11 protein-coding genes, 2 tRNA genes and 3 rRNA genes are annotated in these 20870 nt (G+C 63.5%); 3 read left to right on the top strand and 13 right to left on the bottom strand.

From position 1 onward, the window contains the following. The first annotated feature begins 95 nt into the window (after positions 1-95). Together metK and D5041_RS08245 are read left to right on the top strand one after the other, a co-directional pair. Positions 96-1280 (top strand): methionine adenosyltransferase, encoded by a 1185-nt coding sequence (metK, locus tag D5041_RS08250; RefSeq protein ID WP_010100236.1) that lies wholly within the window; start codon positions 96-98, stop codon positions 1278-1280. A gap of 47 nt (positions 1281-1327) precedes the next feature. After that, entirely contained in the window at positions 1328-2347 is a 1020-nt protein-coding gene (locus D5041_RS08245) for an adenylyltransferase/cytidyltransferase family protein (protein WP_010100237.1), read from the top strand. A 132-nt stretch (positions 2348-2479) separates the two neighbouring features. Here the strand turns inward: D5041_RS08245 and rrf are convergent. The 11 genes from rrf to holA all read right to left on the bottom strand — a co-directional run bounded on the left by rrf (position 2480) and on the right by holA (position 16305). After that, positions 2480-2592 (bottom strand): 5S ribosomal RNA (gene rrf, locus D5041_RS08240). A 133-nt stretch (positions 2593-2725) separates the two neighbouring features. Next, a 23S ribosomal RNA gene (locus tag D5041_RS08235) occupies positions 2726-5608 on the bottom strand. Between the two features lie 341 nt (positions 5609-5949). Further along, positions 5950-6025, bottom strand: a tRNA-Ala gene (locus tag D5041_RS08230). 38 nt (positions 6026-6063) lie between these two features. Continuing rightward, a tRNA-Ile gene (locus tag D5041_RS08225) sits at positions 6064-6140 on the bottom strand. 74 nt (positions 6141-6214) lie between these two features. Continuing rightward, a 16S ribosomal RNA gene (locus D5041_RS08220) occupies positions 6215-7747 on the bottom strand. The 16S, 23S and 5S rRNA genes sit together here with 2 tRNA genes alongside, the layout of an rRNA operon. A gap of 396 nt (positions 7748-8143) precedes the next feature. Beyond that, positions 8144-9100 (bottom strand): glutathione synthase, encoded by a 957-nt coding sequence (gene gshB / locus D5041_RS08215; protein ID WP_265284336.1) that lies wholly within the window; start codon positions 9098-9100, stop codon positions 8144-8146. Positions 9101-9137: 37 nt separating this feature from the next. After that, positions 9138-10325 carry a benzoate/H(+) symporter BenE family transporter gene (locus tag D5041_RS08210; protein ID WP_265284334.1) on the bottom strand — a complete coding sequence of 396 codons (1188 nt, stop codon included), beginning with the start codon at positions 10323-10325 and terminating at the stop codon, positions 9138-9140. A 32-nt stretch (positions 10326-10357) separates the two neighbouring features. Next, positions 10358-12226: a potassium transporter Kup gene (locus D5041_RS08205; RefSeq protein ID WP_265284333.1), complete on the bottom strand. Its 1869-nt coding sequence runs from the start codon at positions 12224-12226 to the stop codon at positions 10358-10360. A 255-nt stretch (positions 12227-12481) separates the two neighbouring features. Beyond that, positions 12482-13771 carry a glutamate--cysteine ligase gene (gene gshA / locus D5041_RS08200; RefSeq protein ID WP_265284332.1) on the bottom strand — a complete coding sequence of 430 codons (1290 nt, stop codon included), beginning with the start codon at positions 13769-13771 and terminating at the stop codon, positions 12482-12484. Positions 13772-13899: 128 nt separating this feature from the next. Further along, entirely contained in the window at positions 13900-15180 is a 1281-nt protein-coding gene (locus D5041_RS08195) for a glutamate-5-semialdehyde dehydrogenase (protein ID WP_265284330.1), read from the bottom strand. Between the two features lie 69 nt (positions 15181-15249). Beyond that, positions 15250-16305, bottom strand: coding sequence for a DNA polymerase III subunit delta (holA, locus tag D5041_RS08190; protein WP_265283247.1), 1056 nt, complete (start codon positions 16303-16305; stop codon positions 15250-15252). A gap of 199 nt (positions 16306-16504) precedes the next feature. On the opposite strand from holA, the gene rocF reads away from it, so the two are divergent. Beyond that, positions 16505-17515: an arginase gene (rocF, locus tag D5041_RS08185; protein WP_265284329.1), complete on the top strand. Its 1011-nt coding sequence runs from the start codon at positions 16505-16507 to the stop codon at positions 17513-17515. On the opposite strand, the gene D5041_RS08180 is transcribed toward rocF, so the two are convergent. Beyond that, positions 17481-17987: an LPS-assembly lipoprotein LptE gene (locus D5041_RS08180; RefSeq protein ID WP_265257754.1), complete on the bottom strand. Its 507-nt coding sequence runs from the start codon at positions 17985-17987 to the stop codon at positions 17481-17483. The two genes, rocF and D5041_RS08180, sit on opposite strands and share 35 nt — an antisense overlap. Positions 17988-18062: 75 nt before the next feature. After that, complete coding sequence (leuS, locus tag D5041_RS08175; RefSeq protein WP_265257755.1) at positions 18063-20738, bottom strand: leucine--tRNA ligase; 2676 nt, start codon at positions 20736-20738, stop codon at positions 18063-18065. Positions 20739-20870: the final 132 nt, after the last annotated feature.

The following is a 20870-nucleotide window of genomic DNA, read 5'->3' as shown; positions in this document are numbered from 1 at the left end:
CAGGGCGACGTTAAAAAAATCTGCTAAAGCGTTCGCCAAAGCTCCCACGGAGTCAGGGCAACGCCCCAAATACCGAAACCCAGGAGTTTATTCAAATGGCGAACGACTTTCTCTTCACCTCGGAATCCGTCTCCGAAGGCCACCCCGACAAGGTAGCCGACCAGATCTCGGACGCCATCCTGGACGCGGTCTTCCGGCAGGACCCCGAAAGCCGCGTCGCTGCCGAGACACTGGTCGGCACCGGCCTCGTGGTGCTGGCCGGCGAAATCAGCACCAAGGCGCACGTGGACTACACCCAGGTGGCGCGCGACACCATCCGGCGCATCGGCTACGACAACACCGACTATGGAATCGACCACAAGGGCTGCGCCGTGCTCGTGGCCTACGGCAAGCAGAGCGGGGACATCGCCCAGGGCGTGGACCACGCAAGCGACGACCCCTTGAACACCGGCGCCGGCGACCAGGGCCTGATGTTCGGCTACGCCTGCGACGAAACGCCCGAGTTCATGCCCGCGCCGATCTACTACGCGCACCGCCTGGTCGAACGCCAGGCCCAGTTGCGCAAGGACGGCCGCCTGCCCTTTCTGCGCCCCGACGCCAAGAGCCAGGTCACGCTGCGCTACGTGGACGGCAGGCCGCACAGCATCGACACCGTGGTGCTCTCCACCCAGCACGACCCCGACCAGTCGGAGACCGCGACCAGGATGAAGCAAAGTTTCATCGACGCGGTCGTCGAGGAAATCATCCGGCCCGTGCTGCCCAAGGAATGGCTGCTGCCGCACACGCGCTACCTGATCAACCCCACCGGCCGCTTCGTCACCGGCGGCCCGCAGGGCGACTGCGGCCTCACGGGCCGCAAGATCATCGTCGACACCTACGGCGGTGCCTGCCCGCACGGCGGCGGCGCGTTCAGCGGCAAGGACCCGACGAAGGTAGACCGCTCGGCAGCCTACGCCGCGCGCTACGTGGCCAAGAACATCGTGGCCGCGGGCTTGGCGCGCCAGTGCCAGATCCAGGTGGCGTATGCCATCGGGGTTGCCCGGCCCATGAACATCACCGTGTACACCGAGGGCACGGGCGTCATCGCCGACGAGCGCATTGCCGCGCTGGTCAGCGAACATTTCGATCTGCGCCCCAAGGGCATCATCCAGATGCTCGACCTGCTGCGCCCGATCTACGAAAAGACCGCCGCCTACGGCCATTTCGGACGCGAAGAACCCGAGTTCACTTGGGAGCGAACGGACAAGGCCGGTGCCCTGCGTGCGGCAGCCGGCCTGTAAGCTGCGCGGCGCCGGCGCGCAGGTCCCGCGCGGCGGACCGGAGACATATGTACGACACCGCCATCTGCATCGGGCGTTTCGAGCCCGTCCACAACGGCCACTTGGCCCTGCTGCGGCGCGCACTCGACAGCGCGCCGCAGGTCATCGTGGTACTGGGCTCGGCCTGGCAGGCACGCTCGCTCAAGAACCCTTTCACCTGGCAGGAACGCGAAGCCATGCTGCGCGCTGCCCTGCCCGCCGCAGCCAACGCCCGCGTGCAAACGCTGGCCGTGCGTGACCACTACAACGAAGCCCTGTGGGTCAACGCCGTGCGCCAGGGCGTGGCCCGGATCACGGCAGGCGGAGCGCGCACCGCTCTGGTGGGGCATTTCAAGGACGCCACGAGCAGCTACCTGGACGCATTCCCGGGCTGGGAACTGATCCCTGTGCCGCGCCAGGGCCGAATCGACGCCGCCGCGATCCGCGACGCGTACTTTGGCGCGACGCCCGACACCGTGCGCCCTGCGCTCGCCCCCCTGGCCAACGAGATTCCCCCAAGCACCCTCGCGGCGCTGGAACGCTTCGCACAAACCCCGCAATACCCCGCCCTGCAAGAGGATTGGCGCATGCTGCGCGGCTGCCGCCAGTCCTGCACGCCCGTATTCGTGGCAGTGGGCGCCGTGCTGCGCTGCCAGGACCAGGTGCTGCTGATGCGCCGCGCCAGCGCCCCCGGGAAGGGGCTGCTGGCCGTTCCCGAAGGCTGCATCGCGCCGCGGGAAACCGTGTGGCAATCGTGCCTGCGCGCGTTGCGCGAGGAAGCCCGCTGCACGCTGCCCGAAGCCGCCTTGCGCGCCGCATTCCGGTCCATGGCCGTATTCGACCACCCCGAGCGCAGCCAGCGCGGACGCACCCTGGCGCACGCGCATTATTTCGACCTTGGAACGTCGGCCTTCCCCACGGCACAGACCGGCGACGCTGCGTTGCAACTGCCATGGACGCCGATCGTGCAACTGGCGGCCATGGAGGAGGAATTCTTCGAAGACCACTTCCACATCCTGGACCACTTCCTGTCCATCACCACCGGCTGAGAAACACCCATGCGGCCATGGCTGCAAACAAATCGGCGCTGAAAAGCATGCGGGGTGACGCCCCCCCCCGAAACAGTTGCACAAAGACAAACCCCCCAGCCTTGTGGGCTGGGGGGTTTGAGGGCTGTAATAGCCTGACGATGACCTACTTTCACACGGGAACCCGCACTATCATCGGCGCAAGGTCGTTTCACTGTCCTGTTCGGGATGGGAAGGAGTGGGACCAACCTGCTATGGTCATCAGGCATAACCGGGTGTCACCCTGGCTTCGCGTCAGGGCGACGCATTCATAGAGTCTGGAATCAGATTTTGTATTTTGACTGCGTCCACATGGCATAACTATCCTGTCCTTGACGGCTCCGAGTCCATCAAAGTTATAGGGTCAAGCCGCACGAGCAATTAGTACAGGTTAGCTCAACGCATTGCTGCGCTTGCACACCCTGCCTATCAACGTCCTGGTCTTGAACGACTCTTCAGGGGGCTCAAGGCCCCGGCAGATCTCATCTTGAAACGAGTTTCCCGCTTAGATGCTTTCAGCGGTTATCTCTTCCACACTTGGCTACTCGGCCATGCCACTGGCGTGACAACCGATACACCAGAGGTGTGTCCACTCCGGTCCTCTCGTACTAGGAGCAGCATTCCTCAAATCTGCAACGCCCACGGAAGATAGGGACCAAACTGTCTCACGACGTTTTAAACCCAGCTCACGTACCTCTTTAAATGGCGAACAGCCATACCCTTGGGACCGGCTACAGCCCCAGGATGAGATGAGCCGACATCGAGGTGCCAAACACCGCCGTCGATATGAACTCTTGGGCGGTATCAGCCTGTTATCCCCAGAGTACCTTTTATCCGTTGAGCGATGGCCCTTCCATTCAGAACCACCGGATCACTATGTCCTGCTTTCGCACCTGCTCGACTTGTCAGTCTCGCAGTCAAGCACGCTTTTGCCATTGCACTATCGTCACGATTTCCGTCCGTAACTAGCGTACCTTCGAACTCCTCCGTTACGCTTTGGGAGGAGACCGCCCCAGTCAAACTGCCTACCATGCACTGTCCCCGATCCAGTTTCATGGACCAAGGTTAGAACCTCAAACACACCAGGGTGGTATTTCAACGTCGGCTCCATACAATCTGACGACTGCACTTCTTCGCCTCCCACCTATCCTACACAGATCTGTTCAAAGTCCAATACAAAGCTACAGTAAAGGTTCATGGGGTCTTTCCGTCTTTCCGCGGGGAGATTGCATCATCACAAACATTTCAACTTCGCTGAGTCTCAGGAGGAGACAGTGTGGCCATCGTTACGCCATTCGTGCAGGTCGGAACTTACCCGACAAGGAATTTCGCTACCTTAGGACCGTTATAGTTACGGCCGCCGTTTACTGGGACTTCAATCAAGAGCTTGCACCCCATCATTTAATCTTCCAGCACCGGGCAGGCGTCACACCCTATACTTCCACTTTCGTGTTTGCAGAGTGCTGTGTTTTTATTAAACAGTCGCAGCCACCGATTTTTTGCAACCCCTTCCGGCTCCCTCTGTTCGAGTTCACCTACTCAGGGCATACCTTCTCCCGAAGTTACGGTATCAATTTGCCGAGTTCCTTCTCCTGAGTTCTCTCAAGCGCCTTAGAATACTCATCTCGCGCACCTGTGTCGGTTTGCGGTACGGTCGCGTGTAGCTGGAGCTTAGTGGCTTTTCCTGGAAGCAGGGTATTACTCGCTTCGTCTGCTTGCAGACTCGTTATCACCCCTCATCTCAGCCCGGCGGATTTGCCTTCCGGGCACGACTACCGGCTTGAACCAACTCTTCCATCCGTTGGCCGAGCTAACCTTCTCCGTCCCCACATCGCACTACACTTCGGTACAGGAATGTTCACCTGTTTCCCATCAGCTACGCATCTCTGCCTCGCCTTAGGGGCCGACTCACTCTACGCCGATGAACGTTGCGTAGAAAACCTTGCGCTTACGGCGAGGGGGCTTTTCACCCCCTTTCACGCTACTCATGTCAGCATTCGCACTTCTGATACCTCCAGCATCCGTCTCCAGACACCTTCTCAGGCCTACAGAACGCTCTCCTACCACTTGCGATTCCTCGCAAATCCGCAGCTTCGGTAACTGGCTTGAGCCCCGTTACATCTTCCGCGCAGGACGACTCGATCAGTGAGCTGTTACGCTTTCTTTAAATGATGGCTGCTTCTAAGCCAACATCCTGACTGTCTTTGCCTTCCCACTTCGTTTCCCACTTAGCCAATTTTAGGGACCTTAGCTGGCGGTCTGGGTTGTTTCCCTCTTGAGTCCGGACGTTAGCACCCGGTGCTCTGTCTCCCAAGCTCTGCTCTGCGGTATTCGGAGTTTGCATAGGTTTGGTAAGTCGCCATGACCCCCTAGCCTAAACAGTGCTCTACCCCCGCAGCCAATACTTGAGGCACTACCTAAATAGTTTTCGGAGAGAACCAGCTATTTCCAAGTTTGATTAGCCTTTCACCCCTATCCACAGCTCATCCCCTAGTTTTGCAACACTAGTGGGTTCGGACCTCCAGTACCTGTTACGGCACCTTCATCCTGGCCATGGATAGATCACTTGGTTTCGGGTCTACACCCAGCGACTTCTTCGCCCTCTTCGGACTCGATTTCTCTTCGGCTTCCCTATTCGGTTAACCTTGCCACTGAATGTAAGTCGCTGACCCATTATACAAAAGGTACGCAGTCACCCCTCTCAGGGCTCCTACTTTTTGTAAGCATGCGGTTTCAGGATCTATTTCACTCCCCTCCCGGGGTTCTTTTCGCCTTTCCCTCACGGTACTTGTTCACTATCGGTCGATTACGAGTATTTAGCCTTGGAGGATGGTCCCCCCATCTTCAGACAGGATTTCTCGTGTCCCGCCCTACTTTTCTCCAGCTCAGTACCACACTCCAGTTTTCGTCTACAGGGCTATCACCTTCTATGGCCGGGCTTTCCATCCCGTTCTTCTAACTGTCTTGCTATCTCTGGAAGGCTCTTCCAATTTCGCTCGCCACTACTCTCGGAATCTCGGTTGATTTCTTTTCCTCGGGCTACTTAGATGTTTCAGTTCGCCCGGTTCGCCTCGCATGCCTATTTATTCAGCATGCGATACCTCTTTCAAGGTGGGTTTCCCCATTCAGATATCTCCGGATCTCAGCTCTTTTGCCAGCTCCCCGAAGCTTTTCGCAGGCTATCACGTCTTTCTTCGCCTGTAATCGCCAAGGCATCCACCACATGCTCTTAGTCACTTGACCCTATAACTTTGACGTCTCTTTCGAGCCGCCTCCGTCTTCTTCAAGGACCTGCCAGGTCTTTCACCTGGCGCGTTATGCCGTAATGCGACTCCGGATCTTTCGATCCTTCATCGTTTACTTGAATTTCAAACCAAGTTTGAATATTCGTTTTGACGCAATCAAAATTTCTCGTCGCCAGCCATCCCGCTTCCACCTCTTACGGCTTCGCGGTCCTCGCCGGCGACTCTGATTTCGACTCTATGAATTTTTAAGGAACAGCCGATTGATCGCTTGATGTCGATCAACAACGAAGCAGCCTCTCTCGAAGCCGCTTCGGTGTTGAATGCCTTTCCCACTGCACTTGGTGGAGGATGACGGGATCGAACCGACGACCCCCTGCTTGCAAAGCAGGTGCTCTCCCAGCTGAGCTAATCCCCCTTCTTTCCGTGCCTGCCTCGGTTGCCCGCTCCGCCTCTTGGTGGGTCTAGTTGGGCTCGAACCAACGACCCCCGCCTTATCAAGACGGTGCTCTGACCAGCTGAGCTACAGACCCCCGTCGGCTCGCGCCAACCTTCCCTCCTACAACCGATGAGTGTGGACGTTCAATCTTGAATGCTTTCTTCCCAGAAAGGAGGTGATCCAGCCGCACCTTCCGATACGGCTACCTTGTTACGACTTCACCCCAGTCACGAACCCTGCCGTGGTAATCGCCCTCCTTGCGGTTAGGCTAACTACTTCTGGCAGAACCCGCTCCCATGGTGTGACGGGCGGTGTGTACAAGACCCGGGAACGTATTCACCGCGACGTTCTGATCCGCGATTACTAGCGATTCCGACTTCACGCAGTCGAGTTGCAGACTGCGATCCGGACTACGACTGGCTTTTTGGGATTGGCTCCCCCTCGCGGGTTGGCTTCCCTCTGTACCAGCCATTGTATGACGTGTGTAGCCCCACCTATAAGGGCCATGAGGACTTGACGTCATCCCCACCTTCCTCCGGCTTGTCACCGGCAGTCTCATTAGAGTGCCCATCTTAATGTAGCAACTAATGACAAGGGTTGCGCTCGTTGCGGGACTTAACCCAACATCTCACGACACGAGCTGACGACAGCCATGCAGCACCTGTGTTACGGCTCTCTTTCGAGCACCTCTCCATCTCTGGAGTCTTCCGTACATGTCAAAGGTGGGTAAGGTTCTTCGCGTTGCATCGAATTAAACCACATCATCCACCGCTTGTGCGGGTCCCCGTCAATTCCTTTGAGTTTCAACCTTGCGGCCGTACTCCCCAGGCGGTCAACTTCACGCGTTAGCTTCGTTACTGAGTCAGTCAAGACCCAACAACCAGTTGACATCGTTTAGGGCGTGGACTACCAGGGTATCTAATCCTGTTTGCTCCCCACGCTTTCGTGCTTGAGCGTCAGTACAGGCCCAGGGGATTGCCTTCGCCATCGGTGTTCCTCCGCATATCTACGCATTTCACTGCTACACGCGGAATTCCATCCCCCTCTGCCGTACTCCAGCCATACAGTCACATATGCAGTTCCCAGGTTGAGCCCAGGGATTTCACATCTGTCTTGCATGACCGCCTGCGCACGCTTTACGCCCAGTAATTCCGATTAACGCTCGCACCCTACGTATTACCGCGGCTGCTGGCACGTAGTTAGCCGGTGCTTATTCTTACGGTACCGTCATCTGCCCCAATTATTCATCAGGACCCTTTCGTTCCGTACAAAAGCAGTTTACAACCCGAAGGCCTTCATCCTGCACGCGGCATGGCTGGATCAGGCTTGCGCCCATTGTCCAAAATTCCCCACTGCTGCCTCCCGTAGGAGTCTGGGCCGTGTCTCAGTCCCAGTGTGGCTGGTCGTCCTCTCAGACCAGCTACAGATCGTCGGCTTGGTAGGCCTTTACCCCACCAACTACCTAATCTGCCATCGGCCGCTCCGTCCGCGCAAGGCCTTGCGGTCCCCTGCTTTCATCCTCAGATCTTATGCGGTATTAGCAAAGCTTTCGCTCCGTTATCCCCCTCGATCGGGCACGTTCCGATGTTTTACTCACCCGTTCGCCACTCGTCAGCGTCCGAAGACCTGTTACCGTTCGACTTGCATGTGTAAGGCATGCCGCCAGCGTTCAATCTGAGCCAGGATCAAACTCTTCAGTTCAATCTCGTCTTCTCTTGCCCTTGCGGGCTACTCAAAAGAATCAAAGTGAATCTTCACTTCTGTCTCATGAGCATTTGCGGCCCCCAGGTTCTCACCCGGGCGCCAGTTCCTTGGAACTTGGCATTCGCCATCAAACGCCCACGCTTATCGGCTGTTTATTTTTAATGATCCGGATTGCAAGGCCGCCCCTCGGGGTTTCCTTGCCTTCCAACTCAGCCTCGATCGGCCAAGCCGCAGATTCTAGCGCAATTCCTGAAGAAGCGTCAAACTTTTTCTGACTTTACTCTTCAGTCAGTTCCGGGCTCACCGCTTGCGACAGCTTCGGAGCCCTTCCCCTGAGCGAAGCCCGCGATCATACACCGGATTCGATCGGGGAGTCCAAGAGACTGAAAAAATTCAGCGGCGCAGCGAAGCCACCGCAGCCTCCAGGGCGTCGATGAACAGGGAGGCGGCGTCGCAACCCGTCTGGTCAAAGATCTCCTGAAAGCAGGTCGGGCTGGTGACGTTGATCTCGGTCACGCAGTCGCCTATCACGTCAATCCCCGTCAGCAGCAAGCCGCGCTCGTGCAGCACCGGACCCAGGGCTTCTCCGATCTCCCGGTCGCGTGCGGACAGCGGCCTTGCAACGCCCTTGCCTCCGGCCGCCAAGTTGCCGCGCACTTCGCTGCCCTGGGGGATGCGGGCAAGGCAGAAGGGCACGGGCTTGCCGCCAATGATGAGGACGCGTTTGTCCCCTTCGACGATCTCCGGCAGGAATTTCTGCACCATCACGCTCTGGGCGCCATGGCGGTTCAGGGTCTCGGTGATGCTGCCCAGATTCAGGCCGTCGGGCCCCACGCGAAAGATTCCCATGCCTCCCATGCCGTCGAGTGGCTTGAGGATGATGTCCTGGTGCTCGGCGTGAAAGCGCTGGATGTCCGCTGCCTCGCGCGTCACCAGTGTGGGGCCGATGAACTGGGGAAATTCCATGATCGCCAGCTTTTCCGGGTGATCGCGCAGGGCCCGCGGCCTGTTGAACACCCGAGCGCCGTCACGCTCGGCCTGCTCCAGCAGGTGCGTGGCGTAGAAGTACTCGCTGTCGAAAGGCGGGTCCTTGCGCATGAGCACCGCGTCAAAGTCCGCCAGCATGGCGCTGCGCTGCGTTGCGGCCGCGTACCAATGGATGGGGTCGCCGGTGAGTTGGATGTCCCGCACCTGCGCGCTGACGGGGCTGCCGCGTTGCCATGTGATGTGCCGCACCTCGCACACCGTGAGGGTGTGCGTGCGCTGCTGCGCCGTGCGCATCATGGCAAACGTGGTGTCCTTGCAGATCTTGAAGCTTTGCAGGGGATCGGCGATGAAGAGCAGTTTCATGGTCTCGGATCAGAAAGGGTATGCGTCCGAAGCCGATCTACCCACCCCCGGCCCGCGAACGCCGGTACTGTTGCACAAACAGTGCAATGCTGCCGCAGACCACGCCCCAGAATGCGGCCCCCACGCCGGCAATGACCACGCCGCTGAGAGTCACCAGAAAGGTGATGAGCGCGGCTTCGCGGTACGGCTCGTCGCGCAATGCGCTGGCCAGACCATTGCCGATGCTGCCCAACAGCGCCAGGCCCGCGATGGCCGCCACCAGTTCCCGGGGAAACGCGGTGAGCAGTCCGGTGATCACGGCACCGAAAAGCCCGATCGCCACATAGAAAACGCCGAACGATACCGTCGCCGTGTAGCGCCGGCTGCGGTCCTCGTGCGCTTCGGGTCCCATGCACATGGCTGCCGTGATGGCGCCGAAGTTCAGCGCAAAGGCGCCAAAGGGCGCCAGCACCAGGGTCGCCAGACCGGTGAGCGTGATGAGCCGCGACACGGGCATGTCGTAGCCCGACGCACGGATCACCGCCACACCGGGCAGGTTCTGCGACGCCATGGTGACGACGAACAGCGGAATCGCCAGGCTGACCGCGGCCGCCACGCTGAACCGGGGCGCCGTGAAAACCGGCATCGCCAGTTCCAGGGGCACTGCGGACCAGACCATCTGACCTTGCAGGGCGACGAACACCACGGCGACGACGAGCGTGATGACCACGGCGTAGCGCGCCGCCAGCCTGCGGCTGAGCAGATAGGCCATGAGCATCAGGAGCACCAGCGGCAGCGCCGTCTGGGCGGCGCTGAACGCCTGCAGGCCGAACCGGGCCAGCACGCCGGCGAGCAGCGCCGCGGCAATTTCCATGGGGATGCGGTTCATCACGCGCTCGAACCAGCCGGTGATTCCCGCCAGGATCATGAGCGCCGCGCTCAGCATGAACGCGCCAATGGCTTCGCCCATGCTGAAGCCGCCCACCAGCCCGGCCGTTGCCAGTACGGCGGCGCCGGGCGTGGACCAGGCCACCATGACGGGCTGCCGCAGCAGCAGTGAAGGCCCCAGCGAGCACAGCCCCATTCCCAGACCCAGCGCCCACAGCCAGGAACTGATCTGCGCCGGCGTGGCGCCGAACGCCTGCGCGGCCTGGAATACGATGGCCACCGAACTGGTAAAGCCCACGAGCACCGCAACAAACCCGGCGACGAATGTCGAGAGGCTCAGGTCTTTGAAAAATTGCATGGGCAGGATTCTGGCATCGCCCGGTGTGGCAATCAGATTTCGATCTTCGAGCCCAGTTCGACCACGGCGTTGTTCGGCAGGCGCAGGAAGTCGGCGGCGCCGCTGGCGTTGTGGTGCATCTGGGCAAACAGTTTTTCGCGCCAGGGGGCCATGCCGCTGCCGATGGTGGGAATGACGGTATCGCGCGACAGGAAGTAGCTGGTGCTCATGGGTTCGAGTTCGCAGCCGCGCCCGCGCAGCAGGTCGAGCGCGCGCGGCAGGTCCGGGTCGTTCTTGAATCCGTAGTGGATCATGACCTGCCAGCAGTCATGGCCCAGGGGCTCGACCTGCAGCCTCTTGTCCAGCCCGATCCAGGGGATTTCGTGGTTGTGCACGGTGACGAACAGGTTCTGCTGGTGCAGCACCTTGTTGTGCTTGAGGTTGTGCAGCAGCGCATTCGGCACGGCACCGGTTTCGGCGGTCAGAAAGACGGCGGTCCCCTCGACGCGCGTGGGCGGGTTGATGAAGACCGACTCCAGAAAGGCCTTGAGGTCGATGGCGTCGGCACGCAGTTTCTCGTTGAGCAGCCTGCGCCCTTCCTTCCAGGTCATCATCAGGGAGAACACGATGCCACCGATCAGGAGCGGAAACCAGCCCCCCTGGAACAGCTTGAGCAGGTTGGAGGCAAAGAACGCCAGGTCCACCACGGCAAAGCAGCCGGTGGCCGCGACGCACAGCGCCAGCGGGTAGCCCCAGCCGTAGCGGATCACGTAGAAGGTCAGCGTGGTGGTGATCAGCATGTCCAGCGTCACGGCGATCCCGTAGGCCGCAGCCAGGTTGCTCGACGAACGGAACATCACCACCGCCAGCACGATGCTCACGAACAGCCCCCAGTTGACCAGCGGTATGTAGATCTGACCCGTGTCGCGCACGCTGGTGTGCTGGATGTTCAGGCGCGGCAGGTAGCCCAGTTGGATCGCCTGCTTGGTCACGCTGAACGCGCCGGTGATCAGCGCCTGCGAGGCGATCACCGTGGCCATGGTGGCCAGCACCACCAGCGGGATCAGCGCCCAGTCGGGCGCCATCATGTAGAACGGGTTCTGGATCGCCTCGGGCTCGACGAGCAGCAGCGCCCCCTGACCAAAGTAGTTCAGCGTGAGCGCGGGCATGACCACGGCAAACCAGGCCAGGCGGATGGGCCGCTTGCCGAAATGGCCCAGGTCGGCGTACAGCGCCTCGGCGCCCGTGACGCACAGAACCACGGCCCCCAGGATGATGAAGCTGGTCCCCGGATGGGCGAACATGAAGCTCAGCGCATGGTACGGGCTCAGGGCCCACAGAATCTCGGGGTGTCCGACGATGTGCGAGACGCCGAGCAGGGCAATGGTGATGAACCACACCAGGGTGATGGGACCGAAGAATTTGCCGATGCCACCGGTGCCGCGTTTTTGCACGGCGAACAGGCAGAACAGCACCACCAGCGTGATCGGGATCACGAACCGCTTGGAGTGGATCGACATCACCTCCAGCCCCTCGACGGCCGAGAGCACCGAAATCGCCGGGGTGATGACGCCGTCGCCATAAAACAGCGAGGTGCCGAAGATGCCCACTGCGAGCAGCGTTGCCCGCAGGCGGGGTTTGTCCTTGACGGCCTGCGAGGCCAGCGCCAGCATGGCGATCAGACCGCCTTCTCCGTGGTTGTCGGCGCGCAGCACCAGCACCACGTACTTGAGCGAGACGATGAGCGTCAGCGTCCAGAAGAAGATCGAGAGGATGCCGTAGACGTTGGTCTCGGTGAACGGCACGTGGCCGGACCCGAAGACCTCCTTGACGGCGTACAGCACGCTGGTGCCGATATCGCCGTAGACGACACCAACGGCGCCCAGCGTGAGCACCACGAGCGATGACTTGGAGTTTTGCACTGACCATCCCCGCGCACTGAGCCTGGCGGGGTTCCGTTACTTTTTAGGGAGCGCTATTGTGCGCCCGCGCTGCACCCGCTCCGCAGCAGGCGTCCGAGGGGATGCTCCATGTTGCGGTGCAACAACTGACCGCTTGACTGCGCTGCTGCACGCGCCCCGGTGCATGAAACCAGCGGCCAGCGCGCGGAGCCGGTTTCGCCGGGCCGCTGCTGGCGTCCCTCTGGGGGGGAAGACGCGCAGCGGCTCAGGGGGGACCTAATACACCTCGGCGTCCGGATTCGTCGCCTCCAGTTCGTAGCTCGCCGCGAGCATGGCCAGGCGCGCGACCACGCCGTACATGTAGAAGCGATTGGGCGCGCTCGCGCCGGGGCGCACGCCGGGCTGGGTCATGTGCACGCTGTGCTCGAAGGCCAGCGGCACAAAGCCCGCGCCCGGGGTGTTCAGGCTCTCGTCCGTGCCCCGCTCGGCGTGCATGCGGTAGAAGCCGCCCACCACGTAGCGGTCCACCATGTAGACCACGGGCTCGGCCACGGCGTCGTGCACCCGCTCCTGCGTCAGCACGCCCTCCTGGATGATGAGGTCGCTGCCCGGCTGGCCGTCCCCCCCGATCAGCGCCTTGCGCGCCCTGCGCTTGAGCGCATCCAGATCCTTGGCGTCGCGCACCGTCAGGATGCCCACGCTGGCCTTGCTGTCGTCCGCCTTGACGATGACGAAGGGCTTCTCGTCGATTCCGTATTCCTTGTACTTGCGGCGCATCTTGGCCAGCAGGGCGTCCACGCAGGTCTGCAACGGCTCCATGCCCGGGCCCGCGCCCAGTTGCGCCCCGGTGCACTGGTCGTACAGGGGGTTGATGAGCCAGGGGTCGATGCCCAGCATCTTGCCAAAGCGCTTGGCCACTGCCTCGTAGTTCTTGAAATGCGTGCTCTTGCGGCGCACGCTCCAGCCGGCGTGCAACGGGGGCAGCAGGTACTGCTCGTAAATCTCTTCCAGAATGCCCGGAACCCCCGCCGACAAATCGTTGTTCAGCAAGATGGTGCAGGGGTCGAAGTCCTTCAGGCCCAGGCGGCGCCTGCTGCGCACCACGGGCTCCAGGGTGATGGCGTCACCATTGGGCAGCGCGACCCGCGTCGGCTTCTTGATCGCGGGGTTGATCGAGCCCACGCGCACGTTCAGGCCCGCCATGTTGAAGATGCGCACCAGCTGCGCCACGTTGGCCAGATAAAAGGTGTTGCGCGTGAGGTTCTCGGGAATGATCAGCAGGTTGCGCGCCTCGGGGCAGATCTTTTCGATGGCCGCCATCGCCGCCTGCACCGCCAAGGGCAGCATTTCGGTGCTGAGGTGGTTCCAGCCCCCCGGAAACAGGTTGCTGTCCACCGGCGCCAGCTTGAAGCCCGCGTTGCGGATATCGACCGAGGTATAGAACGGCGGTGTGTGCTCCATCCATTCCAGCCGGAACCAGCGTTCGATCGCGGGCATCGCGTCAAGAATGCGCTGTTCGAATTCGTTGATCGGCCCGGTCAGGGCCGTGATGAGATGCGGAACCATAAGAGCCCTCGGGAAACGCCGGCGCCCGATTGTAGGGACTCAGGGTTCAGTCACTGCGTGCCTGGATGCGCTCAGGGGTTGGGCAGTTACAGCGGGCCATGCGCTTGCCCGCCCCGCGTACCTTGGCATCAACTGCGGACTTCGCCCTCGCCCAGCACCACGTACTTGAGCGAGGTCAGCCCCTCGATGCCCACCGGTCCGCGCGCGTGGAGCTTGTCGGTGCTGATGCCGATTTCTGCGCCCAGCCCGTACTCGAAGCCGTCGGCAAAGCGCGTGCTGGCATTCACCAGCACGCTGGCCGAATCGACCTCGCGCAAAAAGCGCTGGGCGTTCCCGTGGTGCGTGGTCAGGATGGCGTCGGTGTGGTGGCTGGAATAGTGGTTGATATGGGCAATGGCCGCGTCCACACCGTCCACTACCTTCACGCTGATGATGGGCGCGAGGTATTCCTCGGACCAGTCCTGCTCGGTCGCGGGCACCAGTTTGGCGCCGGCCACAGCGGCCAAAATCGCCAGCGCCTCGGGACAGGCGCGCATTTCCACGCCCTTGGCGGCGTACACGGCGCCGATCCGGGGCAGAAACTCGGCGGCCACGGGCCTGGCCACCAGCAGGCCCTCGCTGGCATTGCAGGGGCTGTATTTGTGGGTCTTGGCGTTGTCCGCCACTTTCACGGCCATGGCCACGTCGCAGGGGGCGTCCACATAGGTGTGGCAGTTGCCGTCGAGGTGCTTGATCACCGGCACCCGGGCATCGCGGCTGACGCGCTCGATCAGCCCCTTGCCGCCGCGCGGGATGATCAGATCGACGAACTCGGGCATGGCGATGAGTTGGCCCACGGCGGCGCGGTCGGTGGTCTGCACCAGTTGCACCGCGTCTGGCGGCAGACCGGCCTCGGCGAGCGCCTGCTGCACCAGCCGGACCAGCGCCTGGTTCGAGGCCATGGCCTCGGAGCCACCGCGCAAAATGCAGGCGTTGCCGCTTTTGATCATCAGGCTGGCGGCCTCCACGGTCACGTTCGGGCGGCTCTCGTAGACCATGCCGAACACGCCGATCGGCACGCGCATCCGGCCCACGCGGATTCCGCTGGGCTGCTGCTTGAGGCCCAGAACCTCGCCGATGATGTCGGGCATGGCCGCCAGCTGTTCGCACCCCTGGGCGCAGGTTTCCAGCACCTGGGGGCCGAGCTTCAGGCGATCGACCATGGGCGCGGCCAAGCCGGCGGCGTGGGCCTGCTCCAGGTCGCGGGCGTTCTCGGTCTGGAGCGCCGGGGTGTTGTCGCGCAAGCGCCGGGCCAGCGCCGTCAGCGCCCGGTTCCTGCTGGCCGCCGGCGCCCTGGCCATCAGCGCAGCGGCGGCCCGGGCCTGGTGGCCGAGGGTGCGCATGTGTTCAGCCAAGTGCAGCGTGTCCATCGGGCGATTGTGCCGCAGATGGCCCACCAATGGCCCACCAGGCGCGGCCCGACAGGCGGTCAGATCCGGTCAGCGCGCAGCCTGCGTCAGCCGGCACAGTTGCAGCGCCAGCCGTTGCAGCGCGAGCCAGCTGTTGGCGGGCCAGTCGGGCAGCTTCAGGCCCTTGACGATGCCGTCGACGGTGTGCGCCGATTGCAGCAGCCGGGCCAGTGCCGCGGCGCTGGCCTGGGGCAGGATGCGCTCGAACAGCCGCTCCTTGGGGCCCCAGATGCGGTTCTCGCGCAGCGCCATCGGCAGCGGGTGGCCGGCGCTCAGCGCGCCTTTCACGCGCCAGAGCGCGCGGATGTCTTCGGCCAGCACCCAGTGCACCAGCACCTCGGACACGCCTTCGGCCTGCAAGCCATCGAGAATGCGCTGCACGCGGGCGGTCTGCCCGGCGAGCACGGCTTCGGACAGCTGGAACGCGTCGTAGCGCGCCACGTCGAGCACCGCGGCTTCGACCTGGGCCTGCGTCAGCTCGCCGGCCGGGTGCAGCAGCGCCAGCTTCTGGATTTCCTGGTGGGCGGCGAGCAGGTTGCCTTCGATGCAGTCGGCAAAGAACTGCAGCGTGCGCTGGCCTTCCTCGCCGGCCCGCACGCGCTGGCCCTGGGCGGCCAGGCGCCGGGCGATCCATTGCGCCAGCGCGCCGCGCTCGACGGGGTCGATCTGTACCGCGGCGCCCTCGGCGGCAAGCGCGGCAAACCAGTCGCCGGCGCGCATGGCCCGGTCCAGGCGCGGCAGCAGCACCAGCGTCAGGGTGCTGTCGTTGCCCCGGGCCGATTGGGCCAGCTGCTGCAAGGCTGCGCTGCCGTTCTTTCCGGGCTTGCCCGTGGGGATGCGCAGTTCGACGATCTGCCGCTCGGCAAACAGGCTCAGCGAGCCCCCGGCCGCGAGCACCGCGCTCCAGTCGAAGTGCGCGCCCGACACGGTGAACACATGGCGCTCGGTGTGGCCCCGGGACCGGGCTGCGGCGCGGATCGCGTCTGCCGCCTCTTGCTGCAGCAGCGGCTCGTCGCCATGCAGCACATACAGCGGCGCCAAGCCCCGCTGAAGATGCGCGCAAAGTTGGTCCAGGGCGACTTGCATGCGGCAAAGTGTAGCGCCGCTCCGATCGGGGCCGGCAAAACGTCCCGCGCGCAAAAAGCAGGGTTTGCGGGGGCGATGGCACGGCTTTCGCGCTTTGCCCGGGTGCTGCGCCGTTGGAGAATCCGACCCCGAGCGCCACCGTGGTGCAGTATCCGTATCCGGGCGTGGACAGCGTCCGCCAAAAGAGTCCGACCAAGCCATGAACCCCAGCACCCAGCACCGCGCAGCATCCACCCGCCCGATCGCGCTCATCGGCGCCCCCACCGATATCGGAGCCAGCGCACGCGGCGCGGCCATGGGGCCGGACGCCCTGCGTGTGGCCGGGCTGCAAACGGCGCTGGAGAACCATGGCCTGCGGGTACTCGACCAGGGCAATCTGAGCGGCCCGGCGAATCCCTGGCAAACGCCGGTGCAGGGCTACCGCCATCTGCCCGAGGTGGTGCAGTGGAACCAGAGCGTGTTCGACGCGGTGTCCGCCGCGTTGCACCAGGGCCATCTGCCGATATTGCTCGGGGGTGACCATTGCCTGGGGCTGGGCAGCATCAGCGCCGTGGCGCGCCACTGCGCCGCGCTGGGCAAGCCGCTGCGCGTGCTGTGGCTCGACGCCCACGCCGACTTCAACACCAGCGCCCTGACGCCCAGCGGCAATCTGCATGGCATGCCGCTGGCCTGCCTGTGCGGCTTGGGCCCGGGGGCGCTGACGCAGCTGGCCAGCCTGCCCGGCGGCGCGCCGGCGCTGCGCCCGCAGCAGATCCGCCTGATCGGCGTGCGCAGCGTGGACCCGGGCGAAAAGCGCCTGGTGCATGAACAGGGGCTGGAAGTCTTCGACATGCGCTACATCGACGAGGTCGGCATGCGCCAGACCATGCAGCAGGCATTGGCCGGGCTCGACGCCTCGGACGCCGATTTCCATCTGCACGTCAGCTTTGACGTGGATTTTCTGGACCCCGAGATCGCGCCCGGTGTCGCCACCACGGTGCCCGGCGGTCCGACCTACCGCGAGGCGCAGCTGTGCATGGAGATGATCGCCGACAGCGGCCGGCTGGCCTCGCTGGACATTGTGGAGCTCAACCCGGCGCTGGATCTGCGCAACCGGACGGCGGAACTGGCCGTGGACCTGGTGGAGTCGCTGTTTGGCAAGAGCACGCTGATGCGCGCGCCCTCGTCCCCAGGGGTCAGGGCTGCCTGGCGGCCGCCAGGCGGCGCATGAGCTGCTGCACCAGATCGGTCCGCATGTCGCGGTACAGCAGGGCCTCTTCGGCCTCCTTGGCCAGGGCGATGCTTTCGTTGTAGCTGATGTCGCGCTGCTGCAGCAGCTCGGTTTCGGGAATCAACTCCCCGCCCGCAGGCGTGTGCAGGCGAAAGCGGATGCGCAGCCGTAGCTGCAACTCCCGCACCTGGCCCGACGCGTTCAGCCCCACGACCACGCGCTCCTGCTGCTCTTGCAGCAGGGCAAAAATGGCCTGCGCGCCCGGCAGCTCGGCCGGATCGCGCAGCACCCTGAGCTGCGTGCCCGCGCCCTCCAGCGTCCGCTGCAACTGCCGCGCGAACGGCGAACCCATGGGCGCCGCAATGTAGAGCGAATCAAAACTGAACGCCGGCACGCCCCGCGGTCGAAAACCACAGGCGGGAAGCAGCAGGGCCAGGGTGGCCAGGCACAGCCATGCGCGCCGCTTACGCATCCATGCGCTCCGTCACCCACGACCGGAGAGAACGGGCACACCCCGGGGATCCGCCGCAGGCGACTCGGGGGGATTTCATTTCAGCACCACATTCACCAGGCGTCCGGGCACCACGATCACGCGCTTGGGCGCGGCCCCGGCGGCCTGCGCGGCAAAGACCGGGCTGGCCAAGGCAATGCGCTCGATCGCGGTCCTGTCGGCCTGCGCGGGCACCAGGATCGCGCCGCGCAGCTTGCCGTTGACCTGCAGCATGAGTTCGATCTCGTCCTGCACCAGCGCCTGGGCGTCCACCTGCGGCCAGGGTGCGTCGAGCAGATCACCGAGTGCGGCCGCATAGCCCAGGCCGCTCCACAGGCCGTGCGTGATGTGCGGCGTGACCGGGTACAGGCAGCGCAGCAAAATGCCGAAACCCTCGGTCAGCGCCAGAGGATCGGCCGGGTCGCTGGCCTGGAAGTCTTCGAGCGCGTTGAGCATCTTCATCGCGCCCGAAACCACGGTGTTGTACTGCATGCGCTGGTAGTCATAGTCCACCTGCCTGAGCAACTGGTGGATCTCGCGCCGCAGGGCCTTGGCGCCCTTGCCGAACGCCGCATCCCGGGCTCCGCTGGCGCCGGCCGGCACGGCCGCCTGCACGTCGGTGGCAGACAGCCGGGCGCCAAAGCTCCACACCCGGCGCAAAAAGCGGTAGCTGCCTTCGACGGCGGCGTCGTTCCACTCGAGCGTGGCCTCGGGCGGGGCGGTGAATATGGTGTACAGACGGGCGGTGTCGGCGCCGTACTTGCCGATCAGGTCCTTCGGATCGACGCCGTTGTTTTTCGACTTGGACATGGTGCCCACGCCCTCGTAGGCGATGGCCGCTCCCGCCGGCAGGTCGCCCACGGCGCGGACCAGCCGGGCGCCAACGATCTTGCCCGCCGCGTCGTGCACATGCTCGACATCCTGCGGCCAGAAGTAGTCCCGGCCGCCGTTGTCGCTGCGGTGGCTGTAGATATGGTTGAGCACCATGCCCTGCGTGAGCAGCCGGGTGAAGGGCTCATCGACCTGCACCAGGCCCAGGTCGCGCATCACCTTGGTCCAAAAGCGCGCGTACAGCAGGTGCAAGATGGCGTGCTCTATGCCGCCGATGTACTGGTCCATGGGCATCCAGTAGTTGGCGCTATCAGTCACCATGGCTTGGTCGTTCTTCGGGTCGCAATAGCGCATGAAGTACCAGGCGCTGTCGACGAAGGTGTCCATGGTGTCGGTCTCGCGGCGCGCGCCCTGGCCGCATACCGGGCAGGTGACGCCGGCGTGAAAGCCCTCATGCCGCTGCAACGGGTTGCCCGAGCCGTCGGGGATGCAGTCCTGCGGCAGCACCACGGGCAGGTCCTTCTCGGGCACCGGAACGGCGCCATGCACGCTGCAGTGGATGATCGGGATCGGCGTGCCCCAGTAGCGCTGGCGGCTCACGCCCCAGTCGCGCAGGCGCCAGGTGGTTTTTTTCTCGCCCAGGCCCTTTTGCTCGAGCGCGTGGGCCACGGCGTGCACCGCGTCCTTGTGGTTCAGGCCGCTGAAGCTGTCGGAATTGATGGTCACGCCGCGCTGCTTGTCGGCGTACCAGTCCTGCCACCGGTGGTAGTCGAAATGCGCGCCATCGACCAGCACCACCTGCCGGATCTCGATGCCGTACTTGAGCGCGAACGCAAAGTCGCGCTCGTCGTGCGCCGGCACGCCCATCACCGCGCCGTCGCCGTAGCCCATGAGCACATAGTTGCCGACCCAGACCTCGACCGGCTCGCCGGTCAGCGGGTGCGTGACCGACAAGCCGGTGCGCAGGCCCTTTTTCTCCTGCGTGGCGAGCTCGGCCTCGGTGGTGCCGCCGGTCCGGCACTCCTCGATGAAGGCGGCCAGCGCAGGGCAGGTTCTCGCGGCGTGCGCGGCCAGCGGGTGCTCGGGCGCCACGGCGCAAAAGGTCACGCCCATGATGGTGTCGGCGCGCGTGGTGAACACGTACATCCGGCCCCCGCCGATCGGCGCGCCATCGTCGCCCGCAACGTCGTGGGTAAAGGCAAAGCGCACGCCCTCGCTCTTGCCGATCCAGTTTTCCTGCATCAGCTTCACACGCTCGGGCCAGCCGGGCAGTTTGTCGCCGGTCACGAAGTCCAGCAGTTCCTCGGCGTAGTCGGTGATCCTCAGGTAGTAGCCCGGGATCTCGCGCTTCTCGACCGGTGCGCCGGTGCGCCAGCCCTTGCCGTCGATCACCTGCTCGTTGGCCAGCACGGTCTGGTCCACCGGGTCCCAGTTCACGACCTGGGTCTTGCGGTAGGCAATGCCCTTTTCGAGCATCCTCAGGAACAGCCACTGGTTCCACTTGTAATAAGCGGGGTCGCAGGTGGTGACTTCGCGGCTCCAGTCGATGGCCAGGCCCAGGGGCTGCATCTGCTGCTTCATGTACGCGATGTTGTCGCGCGTCCATTGGGCCGGGGACATGCCGTTCTTGAGCGCCGCGTTTTCGGCGGGCAGACCGAAGGCGTCCCAGCCCATGGGCATGAGCACGTTGTAGCCGCTCATGCGCAGCTGGCGCGTGAGCATGTCGTTGATGGTGTAGTTGCGCACATGCCCCATGTGCAGCTTGCCGCTGGGGTAGGGCAGCATCGAGCAGGCGTAGAACTTCTTGCGGCTGGCGTCTTCCGTCACGCGGTAGGCGTCGCACGCGCTCCAGTGCGCGTGCGCGGCGCGTTCCACGTCATGGGGAAAGTATTTGTCTTGCATGGGAGCTCGGGGGTGGAGCAGGCGTTCATCCGCCGGCTGCGCGAATTCTAGACCGCCAGGCGCGGCCTGCCGTGCGGGCCCGCGCCGCCGATCACGGCTCACGCGCGCCCCCGCCCGGAACACCCGCCATGC

The organism is Verminephrobacter aporrectodeae subsp. tuberculatae (genome assembly GCF_026127385.1).
Classification (GTDB): Bacteria; Pseudomonadota; Gammaproteobacteria; order Burkholderiales; family Burkholderiaceae_C; genus Acidovorax; species Acidovorax aporrectodeae.
Note: the sequence above shows the minus strand (reverse complement) of the source record. Positions and strands in the feature narration are given on the sequence as shown.

Bases quoted from the DNA above. Each gene is read 5' to 3' on its own strand.
- metK (WP_010100236.1), top strand. From the start codon at position 96: ATGGCGAACGACTTTCTCTTCACCTCGGAATCCGTCTCCGAAGGCCAC.
- D5041_RS08245 (WP_010100237.1), top strand. From the start codon at position 1,328: ATGTACGACACCGCCATCTGCATCGGGCGTTTCGAGCCCGTCCACAAC.
- gshB (WP_265284336.1), bottom strand. From the start codon at position 9,100: ATGAAACTGCTCTTCATCGCCGATCCCCTGCAAAGCTTCAAGATCTGC.
- D5041_RS08210 (WP_265284334.1), bottom strand. From the start codon at position 10,325: ATGCAATTTTTCAAAGACCTGAGCCTCTCGACATTCGTCGCCGGGTTT.
- gshA (WP_265284332.1), bottom strand. From the start codon at position 13,771: ATGGTTCCGCATCTCATCACGGCCCTGACCGGGCCGATCAACGAATTC.
- D5041_RS08195 (WP_265284330.1), bottom strand. From the start codon at position 15,180: ATGGACACGCTGCACTTGGCTGAACACATGCGCACCCTCGGCCACCAG.
- holA (WP_265283247.1), bottom strand. From the start codon at position 16,305: ATGCAAGTCGCCCTGGACCAACTTTGCGCGCATCTTCAGCGGGGCTTG.
- rocF (WP_265284329.1), top strand. From the start codon at position 16,505: ATGAACCCCAGCACCCAGCACCGCGCAGCATCCACCCGCCCGATCGCG.
- D5041_RS08180 (WP_265257754.1), bottom strand. From the start codon at position 17,987: ATGCGTAAGCGGCGCGCATGGCTGTGCCTGGCCACCCTGGCCCTGCTG.
- leuS (WP_265257755.1), bottom strand. From the start codon at position 20,738: ATGCAAGACAAATACTTTCCCCATGACGTGGAACGCGCCGCGCACGCG.